Below are 22226 nucleotides of genomic sequence, written 5' to 3' on the forward strand. Positions count from 1 at the left end.
GGGCAAACCCAAAGCTACACAATAATCGGCATGCTACGAGCCTTTTGCCCATATTTTTGGTTGGAATTTTTCCTCAACACCACCAACTGCCCGCATAGGCAGCTGCGATTAAGCCGACACCAATCACTCGCATCATGTTCGCTCCTACAATTCTCCGATTTAAAAATTAAGGAGATTGCGTTCAAACTGGGTTATTATGATGCGTTCCACTTTTCGAAGTCGTTTGTGCATGAAATGGGGATTAGTCCGCGGGAATATCGGACGCGTTACAAGTAGTGGAAACGGCCCTCATCATCAAAGCCGGCACCGCCGGCTCTGGTTATAGCAAGGCTACATCGAGAAAAAACGTAAGGCCGCCAATATCCCCTACTCCACCGTAACCGATTTCGCGAGGTTCCGTGGCTTATCCACGTCTAGGCCACGCGCCACGCCGATATAATACGACAACAGTTGCAAGGGAATAACCGAAAGGAGCGGTGCAATCACTTCGTGTGCTTGGGGCACCACCATCACCGCCTGGGCAAGGCCGGCCACCGAATTATCACCTTCGGATACCACCGCCAGCACATTGCCTTTTCGCGCGTGGATTTCCTGAATGTTGCTTACAATTTTCTCGTGGTAGGCATCCCGCGTAGCCACAAAGACCACCGGCAATTGGTCATCTACCAGGGCAATGGGACCATGTTTCATCTCAGCCGCCGGATATCCCTCTGCATGGATATACGAAATTTCTTTCAGCTTCAACGCCCCTTCCAGCGCGATGGGGAAGTTATAACCCCGACCCAAAAACAGGAAGCTTTGTGCGTATTGGTACCGTTCAGCGATCTCTTTGATGTTTTCCAACTGATGCTCGATGATCCACTCCACCTTGGCAGGCACTGCATCCAGTTCTTTCAGCAGCGTATGAAATAACTCGCTTGAAATGGTACCGCGAATTTCAGCCAACTTAAGTGCAATCAACTGCAATACGGCAAGCTGCGCAGTGAAGGCTTTGGTGCTGGCTACACCAATTTCAGGCCCGGCGTGAGTATATGCACCCGCATCGGTGATCCGGGCGATAGATGAGCCCACCACGTTGACGATGCCAAAGATGGTGGCCCCCTGTTGTTTGGCATTTTCGAGCGCCACAAGGGTATCGGCCGTTTCGCCGCTTTGCGATATCGCGAAGATTACATCGTTAGCCGATACCACCGGGTTGCGGTAGCGGAACTCCGAGGCATACTCCACTTCCACGTTCAGTCGACAGAGCTCTTCGATGAGATATTCACCCACTAAGCCCGCATGCCAGCTGGTACCGCAAGACACGATGACAATGCGGTTGGCAGCACGCAGCTTATCCGCAATCTTGTCCAACCCACTCAGCGTGATTTTCCCGTCTTCAGCATTAAGCCTGCCGCGCAGCGAATCTCGTATTGTCTTTGGCTGTTCATGAATTTCCTTCAGCATAAAATGCTCGAAGTTACCTTTTTCAATCGCTGCCAGTTCGAGATCCAGCTTCTGTACAAAAGGCGTGATGCGCTCATTACCCAAATTTTTCAGAATCAATTCATCGGGCCGAACAATGGCGAGTTCGTAATCATTGATATATACCACCTCTTTGGTATAGGCTAACATGGGCGAGGCGTCCGAGCCCAGAAAATGTTCGTCTTTACCCACACCAATCACGAGTGGACTTCCCTTACGGGCAGCAATAATCGTGTCGGGGTGGTCGGTTTCGATGAGCAAGATCACATAAGCACCCGATACTCTTTTCAGCGCTATCCGAACCGCCTCTTCCAGCGAACATTCGTTGTTTAGCTTGATGTCTTCAATAAAATTGAGCAGCACTTCCGAGTCGGTATCACTATGGAATGTATAACCTTTTTTGAGCAACTCGTCTTTGAGCTGTGCATAATTTTCGATGATACCGTTGTGGATCATCGCAATTTTACCCGATTTGGAGAGGTGTGGGTGCGCATTCCGGTCCGACGGCTCGCCGTGCGTAGCCCAGCGGGTGTGACCAATGCCAGTGGTGGATAGGGCGGGTGTTGTGCCGGCAAATTCTTCCAATGCCGCCACCATCCCCTGCTTCTTATATATCGCGAGGTGGTTACCGGTATGCAGCGCCACGCCTGCGCTGTCATAACCCCGGTATTCCAATTTTTTCAATCCGTTAATCAGAATGGGATAGGCTTGATTCCGGCCGGTATAGCCAACGATTCCACACATAGTGCTTATTTAGTTAACGTTTTTCAATAAATCAACGCGAGCAAAAATAGCATTTTTATCTTTAATCAATCGGTTGCGTTGAATTATTTGGATGCAATTTCGGTTCTTGCTAGCGAATTTCATGGGGGGCGAGGAGCGGATTAAAACGCTCAACGGCTAAACCAATAGTTTACTTTCACCATGAATGCATTGGTGGCCGGGAGGCCAAGCATTCGATCGAGGTTACTTTCCCACCCTGGTTGGTATATGTTATCTTGATTAGACCGATTGTGCTGCCACACCAGGTAAAGCGTTGAACCCGGAAGGTACTCCCAGCGAGCCACTAGATTAGAGCGGAGTTCGTTGAAACTAAAATCTGGATTATCGAAAGCCAGCTGACCATCGGCTAGGGGTCGAAACCGTTCGGCATATATGGGCGACCGTGTATCTGCCGCCAATTTAAAGTCATTGTATTTCGCTACGGAGGTAAACGGTGACCCGTAATATTGGATGGAAACATCCGGGGTGACGTTGATCTGCATATTTAATGTTAGGCCGTAGGTCTGTTGCTTCATCAGGCCCATTACATACGTTATCTCGCCATCTGAATCCGTCGACGGAATGCTACTTACATACTGCAGGTTGTCTTTATTCCAAGCATAATCGAATTGTCCGGCCAAGCGCATGTGATTCCCGATACGGAAAATGACCCCCGGATGTATCTGATTATAGCCAGTCTCTTCGGCAAGGTAATGCCTGCCGTCATAAACTAGCTTGTACACCACGCGCTTCGCGCGGTCTGTACTAAGACTCACATTGGTTTCGAAGTTCGCATTATACCGCAAATCCGGTCCGCCCCGCAGTCGGCGGCTATCCACCGTGTTCCAACTAAAGGTTTCTTTCACGTCCATTTCGATGCGGTGGGCAATGCTCAGGCTCCGCCAACGCAGCGCCACGTCATTATTGATCGCGTCGCCGCCATAATTCCAAATATTCTTCTGTGTCAGGTTGATCCCTGCAAACCGGAACGGTCCCCAAGGATCCGTTTTCCGGAAGGCAATTTCCGTTTCGTTCAGCTTATAGTCCGATTGCTTCATGTACCCGACATCGTTGAGGTCAAACCCCGGCGACGACCAGCTGAATAGCTGGGAGAAATTCCATTGTGCATTTCCTTTTTTCCCAACCTTTACATAACCGCCCGTTCCTTGCATCGAGCGGCTGCCGGAGTTGAGGTCCAGGTAGCCGGCCCCGGATTCTCTATGAAAATAATGAACGGCATTTGTTTTTGTTTTAAATAGGGCCGCCGGAGAACCATGCAAGGTGCTGACCATGCCCTTTGCATCGATATAGTAAAGACGGTTTACGAAGTAGTGAGTGATATCCACTCCTGCGGTGAATGCGTTTCCTACCAACTCTTCATGCAGGTGTTCTTTGGTGAGATGCCTGTTTACGGCGGTAATCATACCACCCAATAGCGTATTGCCATCCCAGTTTTTCTGTATTCGTGCAACGGTATAATTGGTCAGCGGTTCGGTTACTTCCCTGTCGTACACGCCATTGCGAGATACTTTAGATGAGGTTTGGGCAGTAACACTCTCCAACAGCCCTACCGTGAGTCCTTTTCGGTTTGTTCCCGTCAATTTCAATGCGCCGATAATCGGAATAAACGTAGGGGTACTGGCAAAGTGCTCCATTTGGTCTATGTTGCGGGGCTGATACGATGGCATCGCGCCAATTCGGCGAGAATAGAACATCATCCCGTCGTTGTTGTTTCCGAACTCCAAAATATGCTTGCCCTCCAAAAAGAACGGTCGTTTTTCATCGTAAAACACTTCATAGGCAGACAGGTTCATTACCGAAGGATCGACCTCCACTTGACCATAGTCGGGGTTGAAAGTTAGGTCCAACGTAAAGTCCTGAAGCGCAACTTTTGCGTCAAGCCCGGCACTGGCCCGCCACTGGCTCCCTTGCTGGAATGGGCTATGGGGTATGCGGGGCTCAACGCTAAGCTTACCCATCGCATAAGGCGCGAACTCCACTCCCCTAGGCTTGGGTAAATCGGTCATGCCATGCATTTCGCCAAAAGAAAAGACGTGACCGTTGTTTTTGATGGGAATCAGACTCCAATTCTGAACTTCATTGTTCCGCCGTATAATCCGCCTTACGTGTAATCCCCAAATGCCATCCATATCTTTTTGGTTATACCTCAACTGGCTGAACGGGATGCGTAATTCAGCTGTCCAACTCGAATCCGGTAGGTTGATGTGTGTGCGCCCTTCCCACACCGCATTCCAGCTAAGGTTTACGGAAAGTTTGTCGGTTACCGTCAGGTCTGTTTTATTTCCGCCAAGGTTGATGTTAAATTCCGGTGCCACTCGGTAATCGTGGTAGGTATCGAAAGCGATACTAATTAGGTCGCCGTTGCTGTTGTCGTCCCGATTGCCTATAAATGCGTTCATCGTTTCAGGATGTACATCCTTACAGTATACGCCAACGTAAATATACCGGTCGTCGTAGAAAATCTTCATGCGGGTCCATGAATCCGTGTGTACTCGTTCGAACGGGATAACCTGTGAAAATTTCTCCGACCATACTCCGGTGTGCTGCCAGACCCCTTCGTCGAGTTTCCCATCGATTTCTAAGCGCGCTGTATCGAGCTTGGTGATAGGATATATCCGTTTATATGCGTCTTCAAAAGTAACAACAGCGGTTCTTTCTTCTTGCGCCCGGCATAATACACCAACGAAAAGAAGGAGTACCACAGCAAGGAATCTCATCATGTGTTTTTTAATTACCAGAATTTATGCTGGGCCAAAAGTATAAAGAAACCCGACAATTGTGGGTATCTCAAACCAAATCAAAGGCCATTGCAAACCGGAGTAGTTCGGCAAACGTCCGGCATTCGATTTTGCGGATGATGTTCCTGCGGTGCGTCGATACGGTATGCAGCGCGATGAATAGCATATCGGCAATCTCTGCAGACGAATGTCCATTTGCGAGAAGGGCGATAATCTGCTTTTCGCGCGATGTCAGTTCGGAAAATTTCCGATAATGCTTACGGATATAAGAATCCTGGTCAAGCGTCTTGGTCACACGAGCTATCACATTGCCCATGCCGACAACCGGCGAAGACAATAGTACGAGTTTGTTATTCTCCCCATTATTGGCCCTGCCGAGTTGGATCAGTTTACAAACGGTGTAAAACCAGGTATAGTCACTATCGCCATCTAGTTTTACGCGCTGGAAAAAATTGTATTGTTGGTCAAAATCACCTTTTGCCAAGTAGTTGCCCATCCCCAGGAATATAGGCATCAATTCTTCCGGGTCGAAAAATTTTTCGTAATAACTTTCACCCATTGCATTGACTTCGGCTAAGGAAGTACCCAAACGCTCAAGCCCCCAATTATTCATATAGGAGCAGCCGATGGGCTGGAAACCATCAAGGTCCTGCAGCATCACCGATGCCGGAGCGATCTCGCCGAAGTCTGGTACGTGCATCTCGCCCCGTTTTAGGCTCTTGGAAAGTCCGTGAAGCTGTAAATCTAATTGGTCGCTCATAGGTTGCGCAATGTTAACTCACCGTGCGAAGATAATGTTAAATCTGAAACATCAAAATACCCTGCACTAAGTATTTACAAGCATACAGGTTAGCAATATCTTTGCTCGCGTGCAGTTGGCAACTTTTCGACCATGCGGCACAATCGGTATCCCTTGTATGAACGTAAATGCTTACACAGTTCGCAACAGCGACTTCACAGAGAAAATAGATGTAGTTTGTCCCAAATGCGGGCACCAAGCCACGGTTGTCGGCGCACGTATGGACGCTTCGGTTGCACAATATGAAGAACATGTACATTTTTCATGCGCAACGTGTGGTTACGCTGTGAAGTACGGCAACACACCGAAACTTACGGCGTTTGTGAACAGCAAAGGCCGGGCAGTACGCGGACGCATGCTGTTGTTGAATACCACCTGTGATCCCTTTTTCGGCTTCCGTTTATGGTACGTTATCGAGACGCCCCACGGCACCTTATGGGCTTATAATCTCGCGCACCTTACCGTGATTGAACAATATATCGCCGACTGCAAACGCGAGCAGAATGGCTTACCACTTAAAAACCATAGCCTGGCCAATCGCTTGCCGCAATGGGCTAAGGACACCAATCACCAGGAGCTGTTGTTGAAATTAATCCAGCGATTTCGATCAATGTACAACAATCAGTAAACAGTTTCCTTTCATTTCGTTTTTTAAAATCCCGCTGATGGTTGGTCAACCTTTTTATTAAAAAAGCGGCCGACATTTCACCATCGTCATCCCGGCAGTCAGGACGGTGCGGGTTGCCTTTTTTTGACGATTGCCTACTTTTGGCTTACACGAGAATCGCATCTCACAAATTACCGTTTATGACCTGCCATTATGGAAAAGGAAAGATTAATATATAAAACCGCAATAGGTAGCATTAGCCTGTACTGCGCTTGCATGTTACCATTGGCGTGCGGAAACCCTAGCAACGAGGCATCGGACAAATTCGCCGACCACGTAAGGACCACAGCGTTTCAGACACCGGAAGCGGAGATGGCAGGATTCAAGCTTCCGCCCGGTTTTGAAATAACCTTGTTTGCCTCGGAACCGGATATCACTAAACCAATCAACATGGAGTTCGATGACCAGGGACGTCTGTGGGTCACACAGTCATCGGAATACCCAGTTGCTGCGGGCCCTGGTGCCGGAAAAGATCGCATTACCATTTTGGAAGACAGCGATGGCGACGGAAAAGCGGACGTATTCACGCATTTCGATGATAGCCTAAATATTCCTATCGGTATCATGCCCGTTGCCGATGGGGCGGTGGGGTTCAGCATCCCCAATATCTACCGCTTTTGGGATCATGACCATGATGGCGTCGCCGAAAAAAAAGACATACTGGTGGGGCCATTCGGATTTAATGATACCCATGGCATGGTCAATAATTTCATTCGCGGGTATGACGGATGGATCCATGCCTGCCATGGTTTCACCAATATTTCCACCATTGCCGGCACCGATGGCGACTCCATCAGAATGGTCTCAGGCAATACGTTCCGTTTCCGCTTGGATGGCAGCCGCGCGGAACAAACCACCAATGGGCGTATCAACCCGTTTGGTTCGGCGTTGGATGAACGGGGCTATCTGTATTCCGTAGATTGCCACAGCAAACCCATATTTCAGCTGGTGCCAGGCGGCGACTACCCGCAATGGGGACGTAAAGACCCGGCCATTGGCTATGCGCCCGAAATGATGAGTTACGAGCTGGGCTCCACAGCGCTTTCGGGGTTGGTTTACTATACCGACCAACAGTTCCCGCAGGCTTATCGGAACAGTTTCTTCACGGGCGACGTGGTAACCTGTCGCATCGACCGCAATACGGTGACCTATCAGGGTACGACGCCCATCGCACAAAAGGAAGAGCCATTTCTAACCAGCGAAGACCCTTGGTTTCGTCCGGTGGATATCAAAACCGGGCCGGATGGATCGTTATATGTGGCCGATTTTTATAATCGCATCATCGGCCACTACGAAGTAGCGCTGGATCACCCCGGACGTGACCGGCTAAGCGGCCGCATATGGAAGATTACTTATACAGGCAAGGATAAGGGTACCGTCCCGGTTAAGAACTGGGCTACGGCGGATGTAAGCGAATTGATTGCGGCGCTTGACCATCCGCATCTGTCCGTACGGTTAAAGGTGGCAGACCGACTCGTTGAAGTTGTTAAAGATCAAGCTGTGGAGCCCGCGCTTGATCGGGTATCGGCTACAGATTCGGCACCTACAGGTTATATCCATGCCCTATGGGTATTGCACCGCCTGAAGCGTTTGCCCGAACATACACTTAAGGAGGCCTTGCAACATGACGACGGTATAGTCCGTCAGCACGCGTTGCGCATATTGGCTGAATCGGAAGCACTTACCGACGCACAGCAGCACCGCGTATTGGCTGCACTTACTGATCGTGATCCGTTTATCCAGCGCACCGCTGCAGAAGTGCTCAGCCGCTTTCCCGATGTTACGCATGTAGACCCCTTACTCGCGTTGCATACCAACTGCCCTGCCGAAGATTCACACTTGAAATACACGGCGCTATTGGCTATCCGCAACAACCTGCGGGGAATAGGGGTAGCCGAGCAGGTTGTCGGGATGCAATGGGACGAGACCAAACGAGCTACCATTGCATTGGCAATGCGCGATGTGGAATCGCCAGCGGCAGCTACGTTTGTACTCGATTACCTGCTTCACCACGATATGCCACTTGACGCGCTGCAAAAAAACTTGGCGTTTGTGGGGCGGTATGCGCAGGCCGCACAGTTGGCACAGGTGGTGCCCATTATCACTGAAAAATTTGCCAATGATAAGCAGGCACAGCTTTCACTATTCCTGAACATACAGGAAGGAATTGCCCAGCGAGGCATGGCTACTGTCCCGGCACTCCGGGCATGGGGCGCTCAACTTTCCCATCATTTCCTGAATAATGTTCCCATCGAAGACGATGTTTGGCGGAGCAAACCGCTGGACAGCCGACCAGATGACTTGAGCCCCTGGGCGGTGTCTGATGAATTCCTAACGAATGTTGCACCCGCTTTCCGGATCTACCTGAGCGAGCGCAATGGCTACAAGCCTCGGGCCACACTCTACACAAAGCCCTTCAAGCTACCTGCCGAACTGCACATGAACGTATTTGATAACGATGTGCACAACACGGAGGAAAAAGTCGGCACTTCGAAAAACGTGGTGCGCATACGGCTGGCTGATGGCCATCGGTTGGTTGCCGAGTACCGGATGGAACAGCCGGCGCACACGAAAATGGAATTCGCGGATCTCATTAAATCAACTACACTGGATTTGCGTGCACAGGAAGGGAAGATGGGATATATCGAAGTGGTGGATAGCTCGGAAACCGGCTCTATCGGCATCGGGAAATTAGAACCTGCTGTGGTAGAAATGCCACCATATACCCCATCGGATATCGACTTACAACGGCAACGGGCAGCCGACATTGCCGGCAGTTTGAAAATAGAGGAATTGCGGGGCAGCTTGGTCGAAATATTCCGAACGCCGTGGGTAAATCCTGATACGCGGCTGGCAGCAGCCCATGCGCTGGCCAACATGCCGGAAAAAGACGATGCCAAACTGCTTGGTAACGTTTTCTTGGATAAAGCCGAACCTGCGCTGCTGCGGGAGCGGCTGGCACCTACCTTAGCGCAGCTGCCCGGAACACAAGCGCTACAATTTCTTGCACAGGGCATGGAAGGCAGCGCTCGACCAGTCCAACTGGCAGCAACCACGGCATTGGCCGCATCGCCTGCGGGTATCGATTTGTTGCTGCAGTCCATAGCAGCTGGCCACGCCCCTGCCGACCTGCTCGCTGAATTCAAGGTGAAAGAACTGTTGGATGCAAAGGCCCAGGCCAACCAGCATACGCGAATCAAGCAGGTACTGGCTCAGGGGAAAGATGAGCGGGAAACACGAAAGCAATTGATCGAGGACCGGATTGCACGTTTCGAAGCAACAGGGCAAAGAGTGGAAAATGGACACGCTTTATTTGAGACACACTGTGCCATCTGCCACCAAATAGGAGGCACTGGCAGTCTAATCGGACCGCAACTTGACGGAATCGGCAATTGGGGCGTACAGGCGCTCACGGAAAAGATACTGGATCCCAACCGGAATATTTCAGAATCATTCCGCACCTATAACATCACCCTTGCCAACGGGAAGCAACAATCGGGATTGTACCGCCGGACCGAAGGTGAGGTGATGGTTTTTGCAGACATCAGCGGAAAGGAATTTAAAATTGCAAAAAAAGACATGGCTTCGTATACACCTTCGCCCTACACATTGATGCCGGATCAATTCAGGCATACCCTTTCGGAAGAGGACTTCGGTGCGCTTTTAGAATATTTACTGCAAGTCAAATAACCGTATTGGTATCCGCATTGCATACTTGTGATGATGCATAGCTTACGAAAATGATATTGCGGTGATACACGTTTCATATCCTGCACCGTATTTTTGCGCCCATATGGAAAGTCTTCTCGGGAAAGACAGCCTGCACAACTGGCTGATTCGCTATAGCTTTTTCTTTTTAGGATTGGTGTGTTTCGGGCTGGGGGTCGCCATTTCCGTAAAAATGCAGCATCTGGGCCTACATCCTTGGGACGTGCTGAATATTGCGCTTTTTGAGCGTTTCGGACTCTCGATAGGCACTTGGACAGTTATCATTGGTTTTATATTAATAACGGTCTCTCTGTTTGTAAGTCGCAAGTACGTCAACCTCGGGACCTTTCTGAACGCCTTGCTTATAGGACCCATTCTAGACTTCTTTCTTTGGTTGGATATTTTGCCTGCACCCACTTTCACCTGGACAGATTACCTGTGGCTACTGGTAGGAATCGTGATTGTAGGTACCGGAGGTGGCCTATACGTATCGGGCGGAATAGGTGCTGGACCCCGCGACGGCTTTATGCTTTCTATGGCGAAGCGAACAGGCCTTTCGGTCAGCCGGGCGCGCATTATCGTCGAATGTTTCGTGTTGCTCGTGGGATACCTGCTGGGAGGGCCCGTATTCTTCGTTACCTTTCTTTACACATTTATCATGAGTCCTGTTTTTCAGTTCTCACTGAAGTTCTTTACGCAGCTTAAGAACGAGCTTTGTGACCCTTTTCCTAGCGGCTAGCGTGTGAGCCCTACTCCGCAAATGTCCAGCAAGCAATCGTTATGGAATAACCGATCTGTGGACTAGTAAGTGGCTAACGCGCGCTCATTTCCGATTTCTTTGAGTATGCGTTTAAGTCCATCGATTTCTTCAGACAGTCCTTTTTCAGCGTCTACATTCGTGTCATGGTTGATAATACCAATTGGCCCGCGGTAGTTACTTTTCCACACTTGCTTAATCATCTCCTTTTCCAAATCGCCTTGGCCGGTCCGGAAAAAACGGTCGGTAATACCTGCTTTCAGCCCTGCGATATTCAACGCAAAAAGGTGGGGTACTATTTTAGGGAAGAACGTCGAAAACCGATCATGGTGCATACGGGCATGATGGAAGTTATAAACAATGCCCACGTTTTTACGATTTACTTCTTCAATGATTTCAAGTTGGTTCTCCGGTTCACCAAACCAACCGCCGTGGTTGTAAAGCGCCACCTGGCAGTCAAGTTCCTTGGCCCGGTCCGCGATGTATGCAATGGGTTTACTCATTGCCATCACTTTATCCCTTTGACTAAAGTCACTGAAACCTGGCCACTCGCCCATCAACAGCCAAATCTGTGTCGAAACCTTATTTCGTTCCAAAAAATCGAATATTTCCCGGATGTACCGATCATCCTGGGGGTTATCGCCAGACATCATCCAAAAAGCGGTTAATTCGATGCCGTGTTTATTCAGTGCGTGCCATTCCTCATCAAACGTGGGGATGTGCTCTTCCCGCCAGTCGTAGGCCAGTTTGGTGATACCAAGGTCGGACAGCATTTGTGCCCGCTCTTTAGGCCCACGCTGTTTCGCATCAAAGGGAACAACACACCAAGCAACGAGGTTCTGTTTAACAAATACATCCTTAACTGTTTTATTTTTCAGTACGTCGCAGCCAGCGAGCAATGTTAAGGCGGCAACCACCACAGCAATCATTAATCGGCTCATTTCACTTCGTATTATAAAGTTATTTTAAAAAGTATATCGTCATTTTTGCAATAAACGATCGGGCAAGGTAAATGCCACGTAGGCGTCGCCGGTAGTGGTGCCCAATTTTCCGCCTCCGGTGGCGGGGATGATTACATATTGTTTTCCACCTATGCTGTATGTGCTGGGTACGGCAAATCCACCGAATGGCAGCTTCGTTTCCCACAAAATCGCGCCGGTATTTTTATCGAACGCCCGGAAGCGTTCATCGCGCGTAGCCCCCACAAAAACCAACCCACCGGCGGTGACGATACTACCCCCGAAATTTTCCGTCCCGGTTAACGGTATCCCTTTTGCGGTCAACTCTGGATATTCGCCCAAAGGCACCTTCCATTTAATCTTACCTGATTCGAGATCAATCGCATTCAACGTCCCCCATGGCGGTTTAGTAGCCGGATACCCTTGCTGATCGAGAAATTTGACGTACCCCATCGAATTGTAGTATGGTTTTACGCCTTCTTTTTTCTGTTTCTCGCCTGCTGCTTCCATATCAAGCAGGTAAGATGCAATCAGTTGCACATCATCCTCCGGTAGGTGGGCAAATGGTGGCATGGTGCCCTTCCCTTTCTTGATAATATCCGCAACATCCTTTTGCGTATATTTCTCCGAGAGATTCCGTAATACGGGCGTCCCCCCCAATCCTTGGCGATCGGCGCCATGGCAGCTTGCACATCCACTGGCTAGGAAAAGCCGGTGCCCACCATGTTCGCTAGTACCTTTCGGGGCCCCCGCTTCCGGCCCATGGTTATTGACATCCTGCATCGTGATGTGCCAGGCTAGTTCGTTTGAGTTGACATACATCATACCATCCATCGGATCGTAAGCACCACCGCCCCATTCGGCGCCACCGTGTATGCCGTAATAGATAATACCTTTGGTAGAAGGGGGGATATACCACCCCGCATCGGCATTATTGAACCGTTCACGTGCATAAACGTGCGCCTCTTCGCTGATATCCGTCAAGTCGTCAGCCGTGACCACCTGTTTAGAAAAAGGCTCCGGCCATTTCACGAACGGCTGCGTGGGGTAGGCATATTGGCCGGCCAATGTACTGGTCGGCACCGGTCGCTCTTCCACCTCCGACAACAGCTCACCGGTAAGCCGATTGAATAGGAGCACATGGCCTGTTTTCGTCAGCTGCACCACACCCAGAATTGGCTTTCCATCTTTACGAAGGGTAGTCAGTATGGGCGCACAGGGCAGGTCAAGATCCCACAAATCGTGGTGGATGGCCTGGTAATGCCACACCCTTTCGCCGGTTTTAGCATCCAACGCCACAATGGAGTTGCCGAAAAGCTGTTCCCCTTCGTTATCGGGTCGGTAGAAATCATCTTTTGGCTGGCCCGTAGCAAAATATATCATGCCATTTTCGATGTCGACACTCAAACCACCCCATACATTTACACCCGCGCCCGTTTTCCAAAAATCTTTCGCTCCCCAGCTCTCATACCCATGCTCGCCGGGCTGCGGTATGGTATGGAAAATCCACTCACGCTTACCGGTATACACATTAAATGCACTTACATTCGCTGGCGAGGACCACGTCATGGCCCCCACAATTACGAGGTCACCATATACAACCGGGGCGCCGGGGGACGTTATCCCCATTTGTTCAGCTGGCTTTACTAAATCATCGTTCAACGAAATGCGGCCTTGGTTTCCAAACTCAGGCACCGGCGATCCGTCCGCTGCATAAATCGCATTTAGGAAACCACCGCTCGTAAAAAACAGCCGATCACGTTCACCTTTCTTCCGCCAGAAAGAAATCCCCCTATTGATCCCGCCGAACTGCTCACCTTCCCTGGCCGGGTTAAACCGCCAAATTTGTTCGCCGGTTACGCCGTCCACTGCAATCACCTCCTGCAATGGCGTGGTGATGTAAACCGCGCCATCTACAATGAGGGGGTTCATTTGTACGTTCCCAACTTTCACCCCGGAATGGAAAACCCACGCCACTTCCAAATCGGCCACATTGGTTGTGTTGATCTGATCCAACGGAGAATATTTAGTCTGCCCAGCGGTACCGCCGGGATACGCCCAGTCGGCTTCCGAAAAAGGTTTGGGCGCCTGACATCCCGCAAACGCCAGCATGGAAAAAAGCAACGTAATGAATAGCCGCATATTGTAGAAAACTAATTATCCATAGTCGATTTATAAAGGAAAGCTGTATTATTCATTATAACCGCATCTTTCTCGGAAATAGCAAGTATACTTAAAATCCGGTAACGTTCACTATCGTGCGCTGAAGATAATAGTGCAATTAGCGGGCTTCGAGTTTGAATGAAAGGTTAGTAAGCAACGCCAAAACAACAGGTTTATTTCCATAATGCTTCCTTAATCATGGGAGGGAAACATTAATTCGTACCGCATATTTTAATAGTTTATACCTGTTACAACGTCGGCAGCCATCGATCCAACAAATACCTGCAATTAAGCACCTTCTCATCAAGATCGGACGGCACATAGAAATAATGGTTAGAGGCTTCGTAACCCAATCTGGAATCTTTCCGCTGAAGTGCCGACATTCGTTTGGCTAAAGTGATTTCCTCACGAAGTAACTGCTCAATACGTTGCTTTATTATATGGTTATTATCGGGTGCTTCCCTCAGCAACTGGTCTCTCAATTGAATGAATTCAGCCTGGTTTGCTGCACTGGCATAATGGCAGGCAACGGTTTCCGCAATGTTAATGTCTTTCTGTAAAATCCTCGATTTGCCGTTACTAGCGTACCCCGTCGCTTGTTTCAAATCTTCTGTTGCGGCTTCAAATTCAGATGCTACGAGCCTCAGCTGACGGATAAATACATCTACGGGATAAACAGCCCTCCAGCTTTCCAAATGGTCGTATGCAATCCCGACCATGGTGGCCGAATACCCTGTGGGATTGGGCCACAACAAGTTGGAAGGACCTGATTGCATCGGCGCATAGTAAACCAAGCTACCGTTATATGGAAATTCTCGAAATGCATTACTATACTTACGCCAAGCCGTCGTTACGTCACCTGCAAACGCCCCATATCTGCTTTTGGCAACGCTCTCAATTGCCTCTTCAGGACCCAGTTCTTTATTGCTTCCCAACAAAGAGGCCACCTCGAGATTCGGCGATGGGTATCCGCCAAGGCTCCATCCAAGCATTAACCCTGTTACACCGGTTTCCCGTAGATTGGCAACATGCTCTGCCACATTATACAACGCGGGAATATAGGGTACTGCTCCAAGTTCCCAACTATTGTTTGCCTGAATTTTTGCGACAACGGGTATTTCATTATCCAATGCAATCTGCCAATGTTTCAACGCCCGCGGTCCTGGCCCTATGGCCGATATGGAATACTCACCAACCTGGCTGGAAACTCCACCCCGCTCGATAGTTAAATCCCACTCGCTAACGCTCATAAACGCCGAATCCGATTTGTCCAATCGGGAAATGATTCCTTCAGCCCAATCCGTCGGCCAGCCCCAATCCCATACAATGAGCCGAGGCGCCTGTACCAGCGTTGACGCCTTCGCTCGCTCCAATCCTATTCGAATGCCTTCCAAGTAGCAATTATTCAATTCTGCAATCACTTTCGCCGGTCCAAGCGTACTGCAACGAGGGCAAGCATGTCCATGGTAGTGAGACCAACAGTTAGTAGAGTTTTCGGAAGCTGTGATTGAAAAGAACCCCGCAAGTGCAGGTGCTTTTTCCATAATCAATGCGATAGAGTCTCGCAGGTAATTACGAACTTCTGCCACACTGGTGCATAACGAGTTGCCGTGCCCCCTTAGGTGGGGGTGCTTTCTAAAAAATGCTTCGTCCTGGTTACGGGGTTCGTTGAGGTATAAATAAATACCAATTCCATGTTTCCTACACTTTTCGGTGAGTTTCTCTAGGTTAGCCAACCGCGTCTCCCAATGCTGGCTCTGCGCCGGATCCCAAGGGAATGGAGTCAGCTTGGTAAGCACAATGTGCATCCATATATGATCCACCCCCGAAGCAGCCATCTTTGCCAAGTAACCATCCGGATAGGAATCGGCAGCACCACTGATCAGTGGGTCTCCCATCAATGCAAAATAGGGGTAGGCGATCCGTGGGCTGAAACCAGGTGCCGATGGTAACATATTCCGATGTTTGCCGGGGGAGGAGAGATCACGCACAAACTGGAAATAAGGTTCCTCCTGCGGGGGCTGCCCTCCGGGAAATTCTTCACTTATTACACGTTGCAAGTAAGTAAGAGCCGGATCATCAGTAAGCACCTGGCGCTGATAATCGATTGGGTGGCAATCGGGTTTCAAGTTTCCGAGTTTGACAAAGAAAAAATCATCTTCTTTCAGCGTAAAGTCTAGCCGAGTTTGGTCCCAGCCAAGCAATCGGAGTAATTGTTCCGTAGGCAATAAATGCCAATTGCGCCGGATTATCGTCAGATAGCTCCGCTCCCATTGGTCGGCCGAGACTACTGGCGCATACGGCAATCCCATAGCCGACGCCAGGGCCGACAATTGGTTTTCGGTAGCCCCCACCGTACTTGCCATTCGTTGACGCGGCACCAACCCCCAGTTACGCCAAACAAAAGCATAAAGCGGGTTGGGGAAGTGGTGAAGGGGCAGGGCTGCGGGTCCTGCTGGAGTTTTATACCCGGAAGCCGGAATGGATATCATCGGATGTAGCGCAACAACACCTGCTAATGCGGTTCCAAATTTCATAAAATCCCTACGGGAAAAGGAACGAATTGCTTTTCTACTCATTTTCGATTTTTTACGCGACCACCCTTTTCATTAAATTCGATTATTGCGGCCAAGTACAACCAACCTCACACAATGGGAAAAACCCACGGCTCCCGGTATAGCGGTTGGATATAAGCATCCGCCGCCGTATTATTGAACGATTGCTTATCATCATCATAGCATAGTGCCGCTCCTCCTGTCCGTGCGCTGATGTTTCCCATATGGCAGCTGACGACTTTTTTGAGATTTTGGCGGTGGGCTGATGACCGACCGGGGAGTTCACCTGCTCGACATGGCGTTTTGGGCCATGGATGTCTATCAACTGGATACATACAGTCTGATGGCTTAAAGATAAGACTTTTTTGGCTCAGAACCCACGTCCAATTCAGATGGGTACAATTTAGGCGCCTTTTATGATGGCTGTACAATAATCGAATTGGAAAAACTCGACAAGAACGAAATAGGCAAATTCTCGGATCAAGAAATTAACTCTACCTAAAATACTTTCTGGGCATGATCAATGAAATTCCGAGAAGCGATCCGAATATCAACATACCGGCCAATAACTGCCACGCATCACTGCTACCCGGGGGGAATTCACTGTATTCGGCAAATATCGCGAGCGTGAAAAATACACTAACAGCACCCAATATTACAGCGATAGCAAGGGCAAGGTACCTATTCTGCCATAGCAACAGCGTCACAATCGTCAAGACTCCAAAAACCATTATTCCGTTAATGGTCGCTGCGCCCAACCATTCGCCCACCAGGCAAAACAACCCGCCGATCAACAGTAAAAATTCAGGCACGTATGCTATTCCATTTCTTACATTGAATTTAGTTAGCCGATCCATTACAATTAACATTAGTTTACATGAGTTAGACCAAAGATAAAAAGTTAACTGTTACATCCAAAATCTTTCAGGCATCAAGCCGGAGCCAGGAAAAGTACCGTTCTCAACGTCCCAATCATCGGTGGAAACACGGTCTTCGACCATCCGATCAAGAGTTTGGGCTAAGCTGGGGTATTTGTATTTTTCTTTTATCTTTGACTGCAGTAAACCAATTTATTCGTGTCGCTTACCGTAGGTCTCAATAGCTTATGAATGCTTATTCGCTTAATAGAAGAGCAGTACTGAAAAAAATCGTAACTGCCACCGGAGTGATTGCGATAGGCAACTCCTGGCAGTCGGCCATATCTGGAAATAAACGGAAGTATCGCATCAGCGTATGTGACTGGTCTATCAGCAAACAGAGTGAAGTCAGCGCGCTTGCATTGGCAAAAACACTCGGACTGGACGGGGTGCAAGTAAGCTTAGGTACGGTGCAGAACAATATGCACCTACGCGAAAAGGCCGTAAGAAAAGCCTATCTGCAAGCAGCGTCAGCAAACGGTGTGGACATATCGAGCCTAGCGATTGGCGAGTTAAATAATGTACCCTATAAATCGGAGCCCGAAACGGAAGAATGGGTCGACTTAAGCATCGACGTGGCAAATGCGATGGGCTGCGGAGTTGTTTTGCTGGCCTTTTTCGGAAAAGGTGACATCAACGGTGACGAGGCTGGTATAAGGGAAGTGGTAAGGCGGCTGAAGAAAGTTGCTCCAAAGGCCGAAAAGAAAGATGTGGTCCTAGGTATCGAGTCTTGGCTCAGTGCAGACCAACTTCTAGCAATTATCGAAGAAGTTGGCTCAACACATGTGCAGGTATATTACGATGTGGCAAATGCTACCGAAATGGGATATGATATTTACGGGGAAATGAGGCAGCTAGGTACGCGATACATTTGTGAAGTCCATGCAAAGGAAAACGGTGCGTTGCTTGGAAAGGGAAAAATAGATTTTCCGAGCGTGCGGAACACACTTGACGAAATAGGGTATGAAGGGTGGGTTGTTTTGGAAGGAGGGGTGCCTGCCGGAATGGGTGTGGAAGAAGCTTATCCGGCAAATGTTAGTTATATCAGGTCAGTGTTCAGCTGATAAATCACCTTTAGTTTTTTATGATCAAAACAAACACTTCAACGATAATGAACAGGATTTATTTAAGCATTACAACGGTATGTTTAATCGGTGTTTGGAGCGCATGCAACTCGGGTGACGGCCAAAAAGCCGAGCCGAAATTGTTCGTTCCAGACGACCTTGAAGCCACGGTATGGGCAGAATCTCCTATGTTATATAACCCAACGAATATCGATGTGGATATCCGCGGAAGGATTTGGGTAACCGAAGCGGTTAATTACCGCGACTTTAATAATGACACGACGGGCCGTCTTTCACACCCTACCGGGGACCGTGTGCTTATCTTGGAAGATACCGATGGCGATGGAATAGCAGACAGCGCTAAAGTGTTTGTACAAGATGAGGATCTGGTGTCCCCATTGGGCATAGCCGTAATCGGGAACAAAGTGATTGTTTCCTGCTCGCCTTCGGTGATTATATACACGGATGACGACGGCGATGATGTGCCAGATCGTAAGGAAGTGTTCCTGACCGGATTCGGTGGTTTAGATCACGACCACGGGCTACATGCCGGAATAGCCGGCCCCGATGGCAAATGGTACGTTAACATGGGCAATGCCGGACCACACATCGTTACCGATAAAAGTGGATGGACACTTCGCTCAGGAAGCGTATATACCGGCGGATCGCCCTACAACCAAGAAAATGTACCTGCCCAGCAAAGTGATGATGGCAAGGTGTGGACCGGTGGGCTGGTATTCCGGATAAATCCCGATGGTACGGGAATGGAGGTGCTGGGCCATAATTTCCGCAATTCGTACGAAGTAGCGGTAGATTCGTACGGCAACATGTGGCAAAACGACAACGATGATGAAGTGGATGCCTGCCGGGTAAGCTGGATAATGGAAGGGGGAAATGCAGGCTTTTTTAGCGAAACCGGGATACGGACCTGGCGTGCCGACCGGCGGCCGGGACAATCGCTACAGACGGCACATTGGCATCAGGAAGACCCGGGGGTGATGCCCGTCGGCAAAGTGTACGGTGCTGGTGCACCTACCGGTATCGTGGTGAATGAAAGCGATGCCCTTGGTGAGCATTACCGTGGGTTGCTATTAAGTGCGGACGCGGGACGAAATGCCATTTTCGGCTTTCAGCCCCAACTCACGGGCGCTGGTTATGATTTGTCAAACGGTAAGCCCTTCATTTCCTCCACCGGCATCGACGACGAATTCTATCGTTGGAACAATGTAGACGAAAACACAAAGAAATGGTTTCGGCCGAGTGATGCTGCTATCGGGACAGATGGCGCCATTTATGTGGCGGATTGGTACGACCCTATTGTAGGCGGGCACCAAATGATGGATTCCATTGGATATGGGCGGATTTATCGAATCGCACCGAAAGGCAAGAAACTTGTTAAACCGAGCATCAATCTGGAGCAGACTTCCGGCCAAATCGAAGCGCTCCTCAGTCCGGCTATCAATGTTCGCAACCAAGGGTTCGAGCGGTTGAAAGCACAGGGACCGGTTATCTTGCCGGAGCTGGCAAAGCTACTTGAATCGGGCAATCCCTATCATCGTGCTCGGACAGTTTGGCTGCTGGCACAGCTGGGCCAAGAAGGTATTCGTAAAACAGTCGGCTTGCTCGAAGATAAGGACCCGGAGATACGATTGACTGCTTTCAGGGCGCTGAGGCAGGCCAATGAAGGGCAATTGCTTGTCTATGCCGAAAAGCTGGCGGGCGATACATCTCCCGCTGTAAGGAGGGAGGTTCTTATCGCATTGCGCGATTTACCCTTTGAACAGAGCCGATCCACTATCTTGAAACTAGCTGAGGGCTTCGATGGCGTGGATCGAGCTTATCTAAACGCGCTGGGTATAGCACTGGAAGGTAAGGAACAGGAAGCCTACGCCGCCTTGAGGGCCCACTTCGGGAATCCAGAACCGGAGGAGTGGCCCGAGGCTTTTGCTGCCATTACATGGGAGCTGCATCCCGATGTGGCCGCACCCGCGCTGAAGCAAAGGGTGCTAAACGAAAAGCTCAGCCTGGATGATCGGAAAAAAGCGATGGTGGCTCTCGGTTTTATCCCCACGAAAGTGGCGGCGACATCGATGCGTGAACTGGCGGCGGTGGTCGATGGGGAGCTTGCCGCTTTGGCACAATGGTGGTTACAGTTCCGCAAAACGAATGACTGGAACGAATACCTGGGCGATTGGCAATCGCCCATGGATAAACTACTGGAAGCGCAACCCGAAGCGCTCGCCCACTACCAACAGTTCAAAAAGGAAAATGCCAGTGCAGAAGAAAAAATGGAAGCAGCCCAACAATTGGTAGGGAACCAAACGGGCAAACTGTACTTGATAGATCTCGCCGCAGCCGGATTGCTGGAGCCTCCTTTAAAAGCCAAGCTGAAAGATCAGGTGTTGGCAAACAATGATAGAAACTTCAATGCATTGGTTGCCCATTATTTCGATGGCGGCGATACCGAAACGTATGATATCGACGATGCCATGAAACTTTCAGTAGATCCCGATAGGGGGAAATCATTATTCGTAGCCAACTGTGTGGTATGCCACAAAATAGGTGCCGTAGGCCAAGAAATCGGACCCGATTTGACCAATATCCACACCCGGTTTGATCGGAAGGCAATACTCGATGGTATCATCCATCCCGCAGCAGCAGTGGCCTTTGGGACGGAACCGTACTTGGTGCTGTTGAAGAATGGGGCGGCGCTTTACGGGCTCCTGCTGTCGGACGGTCCGGTTGTCACCGTAATGGACACGTACGGAAAGCAGTATGTTATCGATGGCTCTGCTGTAGCCAGTAAGCGGCACCTGAATACAAGTATTATGCCCTCGCCTCGACACATACCATTGACAATACAGGAAGCGGCAGATATAAGCGTATACCTATCAGTGAACGATAAGAAACTAGGTAAATAATAGCCTAATCAACCCCGGTACAGGCTCATAATGAAAAAAGTTACACAGACGTAAAACAAACTCCACGCTTTTCCGTTATTGTACTAGGTTTAGGTTGATAGCCCCTAACCCCATTGGGGCGGAGACCCGTTACTTACAAGGTGACGGGTTTCTCTTTTTTAGGCCTCTTCGTCACGGCATTGTCTATTTAACATTCTCTTAACAAATTCGTTATAACAAAACGGGGCGATATGCGTTATATATGCAGTTAGTAAAATTTGTCTTTTCATAATAGGTTTATAATTGGTTAGTTTTGAAAGCCCCGATCCTCCCCGTTTCGGGGCTTTCTTTATGCCTCAACCGAATAGCCAACCAATATGACTTCGCCGTTCCTCAAACCCCCTGTCCTATCCCCGCCGGGCTTTGGTTGCCCTTCAGTGGCGGTCGAGTAGATCGATAACTGCGAGGCAATCATGAGTACCGATGAAAGCAGATTATTGCGAATAAATTCGCTTTTTATTTCAACGCAATTATAAACACAAACTTCGTGTAGCGATTTCATTGATACCCCAAAAAAACAAGAAAAATTATCAATAACTAGCATATCGATTTTATTGATACCAAAAAAACCAACAAAATATCAATAATTTACCTAAGTTTGTTACTCGTCTGCTTTAAGACGGTGATTAACTTTTAAAAACATCTATTGCTGCCTTTGCCAATATATTCGAAAAAGCCATCGCATGGCATTT

General features: G+C 49.3%; 14 protein-coding genes. 6 read left to right on the forward strand and 8 right to left on the reverse strand.

The genetic code is table 11. The features are described from left to right. Positions 1-30: 30 nt before the first annotated feature. Positions 31-276 carry a helix-turn-helix domain-containing protein gene (locus VNQ80_RS20955; protein WP_414692990.1) on the forward strand — a complete coding sequence of 82 codons (246 nt, stop codon included), beginning with the start codon at positions 31-33 and terminating at the stop codon, positions 274-276. Positions 277-366: 90 nt separating this feature from the next. Here VNQ80_RS20955 and glmS read toward each other — a convergent pair whose 3' ends face one another. From glmS to VNQ80_RS09025, 3 genes are all read right to left on the reverse strand, one after another. After that, positions 367-2208, reverse strand: a complete 1842-nt coding sequence (gene glmS, locus VNQ80_RS09015) for a glutamine--fructose-6-phosphate transaminase (isomerizing) (protein ID WP_325637650.1) — start codon at positions 2206-2208, stop codon at positions 367-369. A 149-nt stretch (positions 2209-2357) separates the two neighbouring features. Continuing rightward, positions 2358-4967: a DUF5916 domain-containing protein gene (locus VNQ80_RS09020; RefSeq protein ID WP_325637654.1), complete on the reverse strand. Its 2610-nt coding sequence runs from the start codon at positions 4965-4967 to the stop codon at positions 2358-2360. A gap of 67 nt (positions 4968-5034) precedes the next feature. Next, complete coding sequence (locus VNQ80_RS09025; protein ID WP_325637656.1) at positions 5035-5745, reverse strand: helix-turn-helix transcriptional regulator; 711 nt, start codon at positions 5743-5745, stop codon at positions 5035-5037. A 157-nt stretch (positions 5746-5902) separates the two neighbouring features. Here VNQ80_RS09025 and VNQ80_RS09030 point away from each other — a divergent pair, with 157 nt between their 5' ends. From VNQ80_RS09030 to VNQ80_RS09040, 3 genes are all read left to right on the forward strand, one after another. Beyond that, positions 5903-6412 carry a hypothetical protein gene (locus tag VNQ80_RS09030; protein WP_325637658.1) on the forward strand — a complete coding sequence of 170 codons (510 nt, stop codon included), beginning with the start codon at positions 5903-5905 and terminating at the stop codon, positions 6410-6412. A 192-nt stretch (positions 6413-6604) separates the two neighbouring features. After that, on the forward strand, positions 6605-10141 hold the full coding sequence (locus VNQ80_RS09035) for a PVC-type heme-binding CxxCH protein (protein ID WP_325637660.1): 3537 nt from the start codon (positions 6605-6607) through the stop codon (positions 10139-10141). A gap of 103 nt (positions 10142-10244) precedes the next feature. Further along, positions 10245-10898 carry a YczE/YyaS/YitT family protein gene (locus VNQ80_RS09040; protein WP_325637662.1) on the forward strand — a complete coding sequence of 218 codons (654 nt, stop codon included), beginning with the start codon at positions 10245-10247 and terminating at the stop codon, positions 10896-10898. A gap of 62 nt (positions 10899-10960) precedes the next feature. On the opposite strand, the gene VNQ80_RS09045 is transcribed toward VNQ80_RS09040, so the two are convergent. The 5 genes from VNQ80_RS09045 to VNQ80_RS09065 all read right to left on the reverse strand — a co-directional run bounded on the left by VNQ80_RS09045 (position 10961) and on the right by VNQ80_RS09065 (position 17450). Then, a complete protein-coding gene (locus tag VNQ80_RS09045; RefSeq protein ID WP_325637665.1) occupies positions 10961-11857 on the reverse strand; it encodes a sugar phosphate isomerase/epimerase family protein in 897 nt (298 codons plus the stop codon). 39 nt (positions 11858-11896) lie between these two features. Next, on the reverse strand, positions 11897-14017 hold the full coding sequence (locus VNQ80_RS09050) for a PQQ-binding-like beta-propeller repeat protein (RefSeq protein ID WP_325637667.1): 2121 nt from the start codon (positions 14015-14017) through the stop codon (positions 11897-11899). Positions 14018-14286: 269 nt separating this feature from the next. Beyond that, on the reverse strand, positions 14287-16575 hold the full coding sequence (locus tag VNQ80_RS09055; RefSeq protein ID WP_325637670.1) for a hypothetical protein: 2289 nt from the start codon (positions 16573-16575) through the stop codon (positions 14287-14289). Positions 16576-16682: 107 nt separating this feature from the next. Beyond that, positions 16683-16817: a hypothetical protein gene (locus VNQ80_RS09060; protein ID WP_325637672.1), complete on the reverse strand. Its 135-nt coding sequence runs from the start codon at positions 16815-16817 to the stop codon at positions 16683-16685. A gap of 270 nt (positions 16818-17087) precedes the next feature. Beyond that, the gene (locus VNQ80_RS09065; RefSeq protein ID WP_325637674.1) at positions 17088-17450 is read right to left on the reverse strand and encodes a hypothetical protein; all 363 of its coding nucleotides are present in this window, start codon (positions 17448-17450) and stop codon (positions 17088-17090) included. A 248-nt stretch (positions 17451-17698) separates the two neighbouring features. Here VNQ80_RS09065 and VNQ80_RS09070 point away from each other — a divergent pair, with 248 nt between their 5' ends. Together VNQ80_RS09070 and VNQ80_RS09075 are read left to right on the forward strand one after the other, a co-directional pair. Continuing rightward, the gene (locus VNQ80_RS09070) at positions 17699-18574 is read left to right on the forward strand and encodes a sugar phosphate isomerase/epimerase family protein (protein ID WP_325637675.1); all 876 of its coding nucleotides are present in this window, start codon (positions 17699-17701) and stop codon (positions 18572-18574) included. 47 nt (positions 18575-18621) lie between these two features. Further along, positions 18622-21495 carry a PVC-type heme-binding CxxCH protein gene (locus VNQ80_RS09075; RefSeq protein ID WP_325637677.1) on the forward strand — a complete coding sequence of 958 codons (2874 nt, stop codon included), beginning with the start codon at positions 18622-18624 and terminating at the stop codon, positions 21493-21495. The last annotated feature ends 731 nt before the right edge of the window (positions 21496-22226 follow it).

The sequence above is a fragment of the Parapedobacter sp. genome, from assembly GCF_035556095.1.
GTDB lineage: Bacteria > Bacteroidota > Bacteroidia > Sphingobacteriales > Sphingobacteriaceae > Parapedobacter.

Coding starts and splice junctions, on each gene's coding strand:
- VNQ80_RS09055 (WP_325637670.1), bottom strand. CDS start 16,575: ATGAAATTTGGAACCGCATTAGCAGGTGTTGTTGCGCTACATCCGATG.
- glmS (WP_325637650.1), bottom strand. CDS start 2,208: ATGTGTGGAATCGTTGGCTATACCGGCCGGAATCAAGCCTATCCCATT.
- VNQ80_RS09050 (WP_325637667.1), bottom strand. CDS start 14,017: ATGCGGCTATTCATTACGTTGCTTTTTTCCATGCTGGCGTTTGCGGGA.
- VNQ80_RS09020 (WP_325637654.1), bottom strand. CDS start 4,967: ATGATGAGATTCCTTGCTGTGGTACTCCTTCTTTTCGTTGGTGTATTA.
- VNQ80_RS09040 (WP_325637662.1), top strand. CDS start 10,245: ATGGAAAGTCTTCTCGGGAAAGACAGCCTGCACAACTGGCTGATTCGC.
- VNQ80_RS09045 (WP_325637665.1), bottom strand. CDS start 11,857: ATGAGCCGATTAATGATTGCTGTGGTGGTTGCCGCCTTAACATTGCTC.
- VNQ80_RS09060 (WP_325637672.1), bottom strand. CDS start 16,817: ATGGGAAACATCAGCGCACGGACAGGAGGAGCGGCACTATGCTATGAT.
- VNQ80_RS09075 (WP_325637677.1), top strand. CDS start 18,622: ATGAACAGGATTTATTTAAGCATTACAACGGTATGTTTAATCGGTGTT.
- VNQ80_RS20955 (WP_414692990.1), top strand. CDS start 31: ATGCTACGAGCCTTTTGCCCATATTTTTGGTTGGAATTTTTCCTCAAC.
- VNQ80_RS09030 (WP_325637658.1), top strand. CDS start 5,903: ATGAACGTAAATGCTTACACAGTTCGCAACAGCGACTTCACAGAGAAA.
- VNQ80_RS09070 (WP_325637675.1), top strand. CDS start 17,699: ATGAATGCTTATTCGCTTAATAGAAGAGCAGTACTGAAAAAAATCGTA.
- VNQ80_RS09025 (WP_325637656.1), bottom strand. CDS start 5,745: ATGAGCGACCAATTAGATTTACAGCTTCACGGACTTTCCAAGAGCCTA.
- VNQ80_RS09035 (WP_325637660.1), top strand. CDS start 6,605: ATGGAAAAGGAAAGATTAATATATAAAACCGCAATAGGTAGCATTAGC.
- VNQ80_RS09065 (WP_325637674.1), bottom strand. CDS start 17,450: ATGGATCGGCTAACTAAATTCAATGTAAGAAATGGAATAGCATACGTG.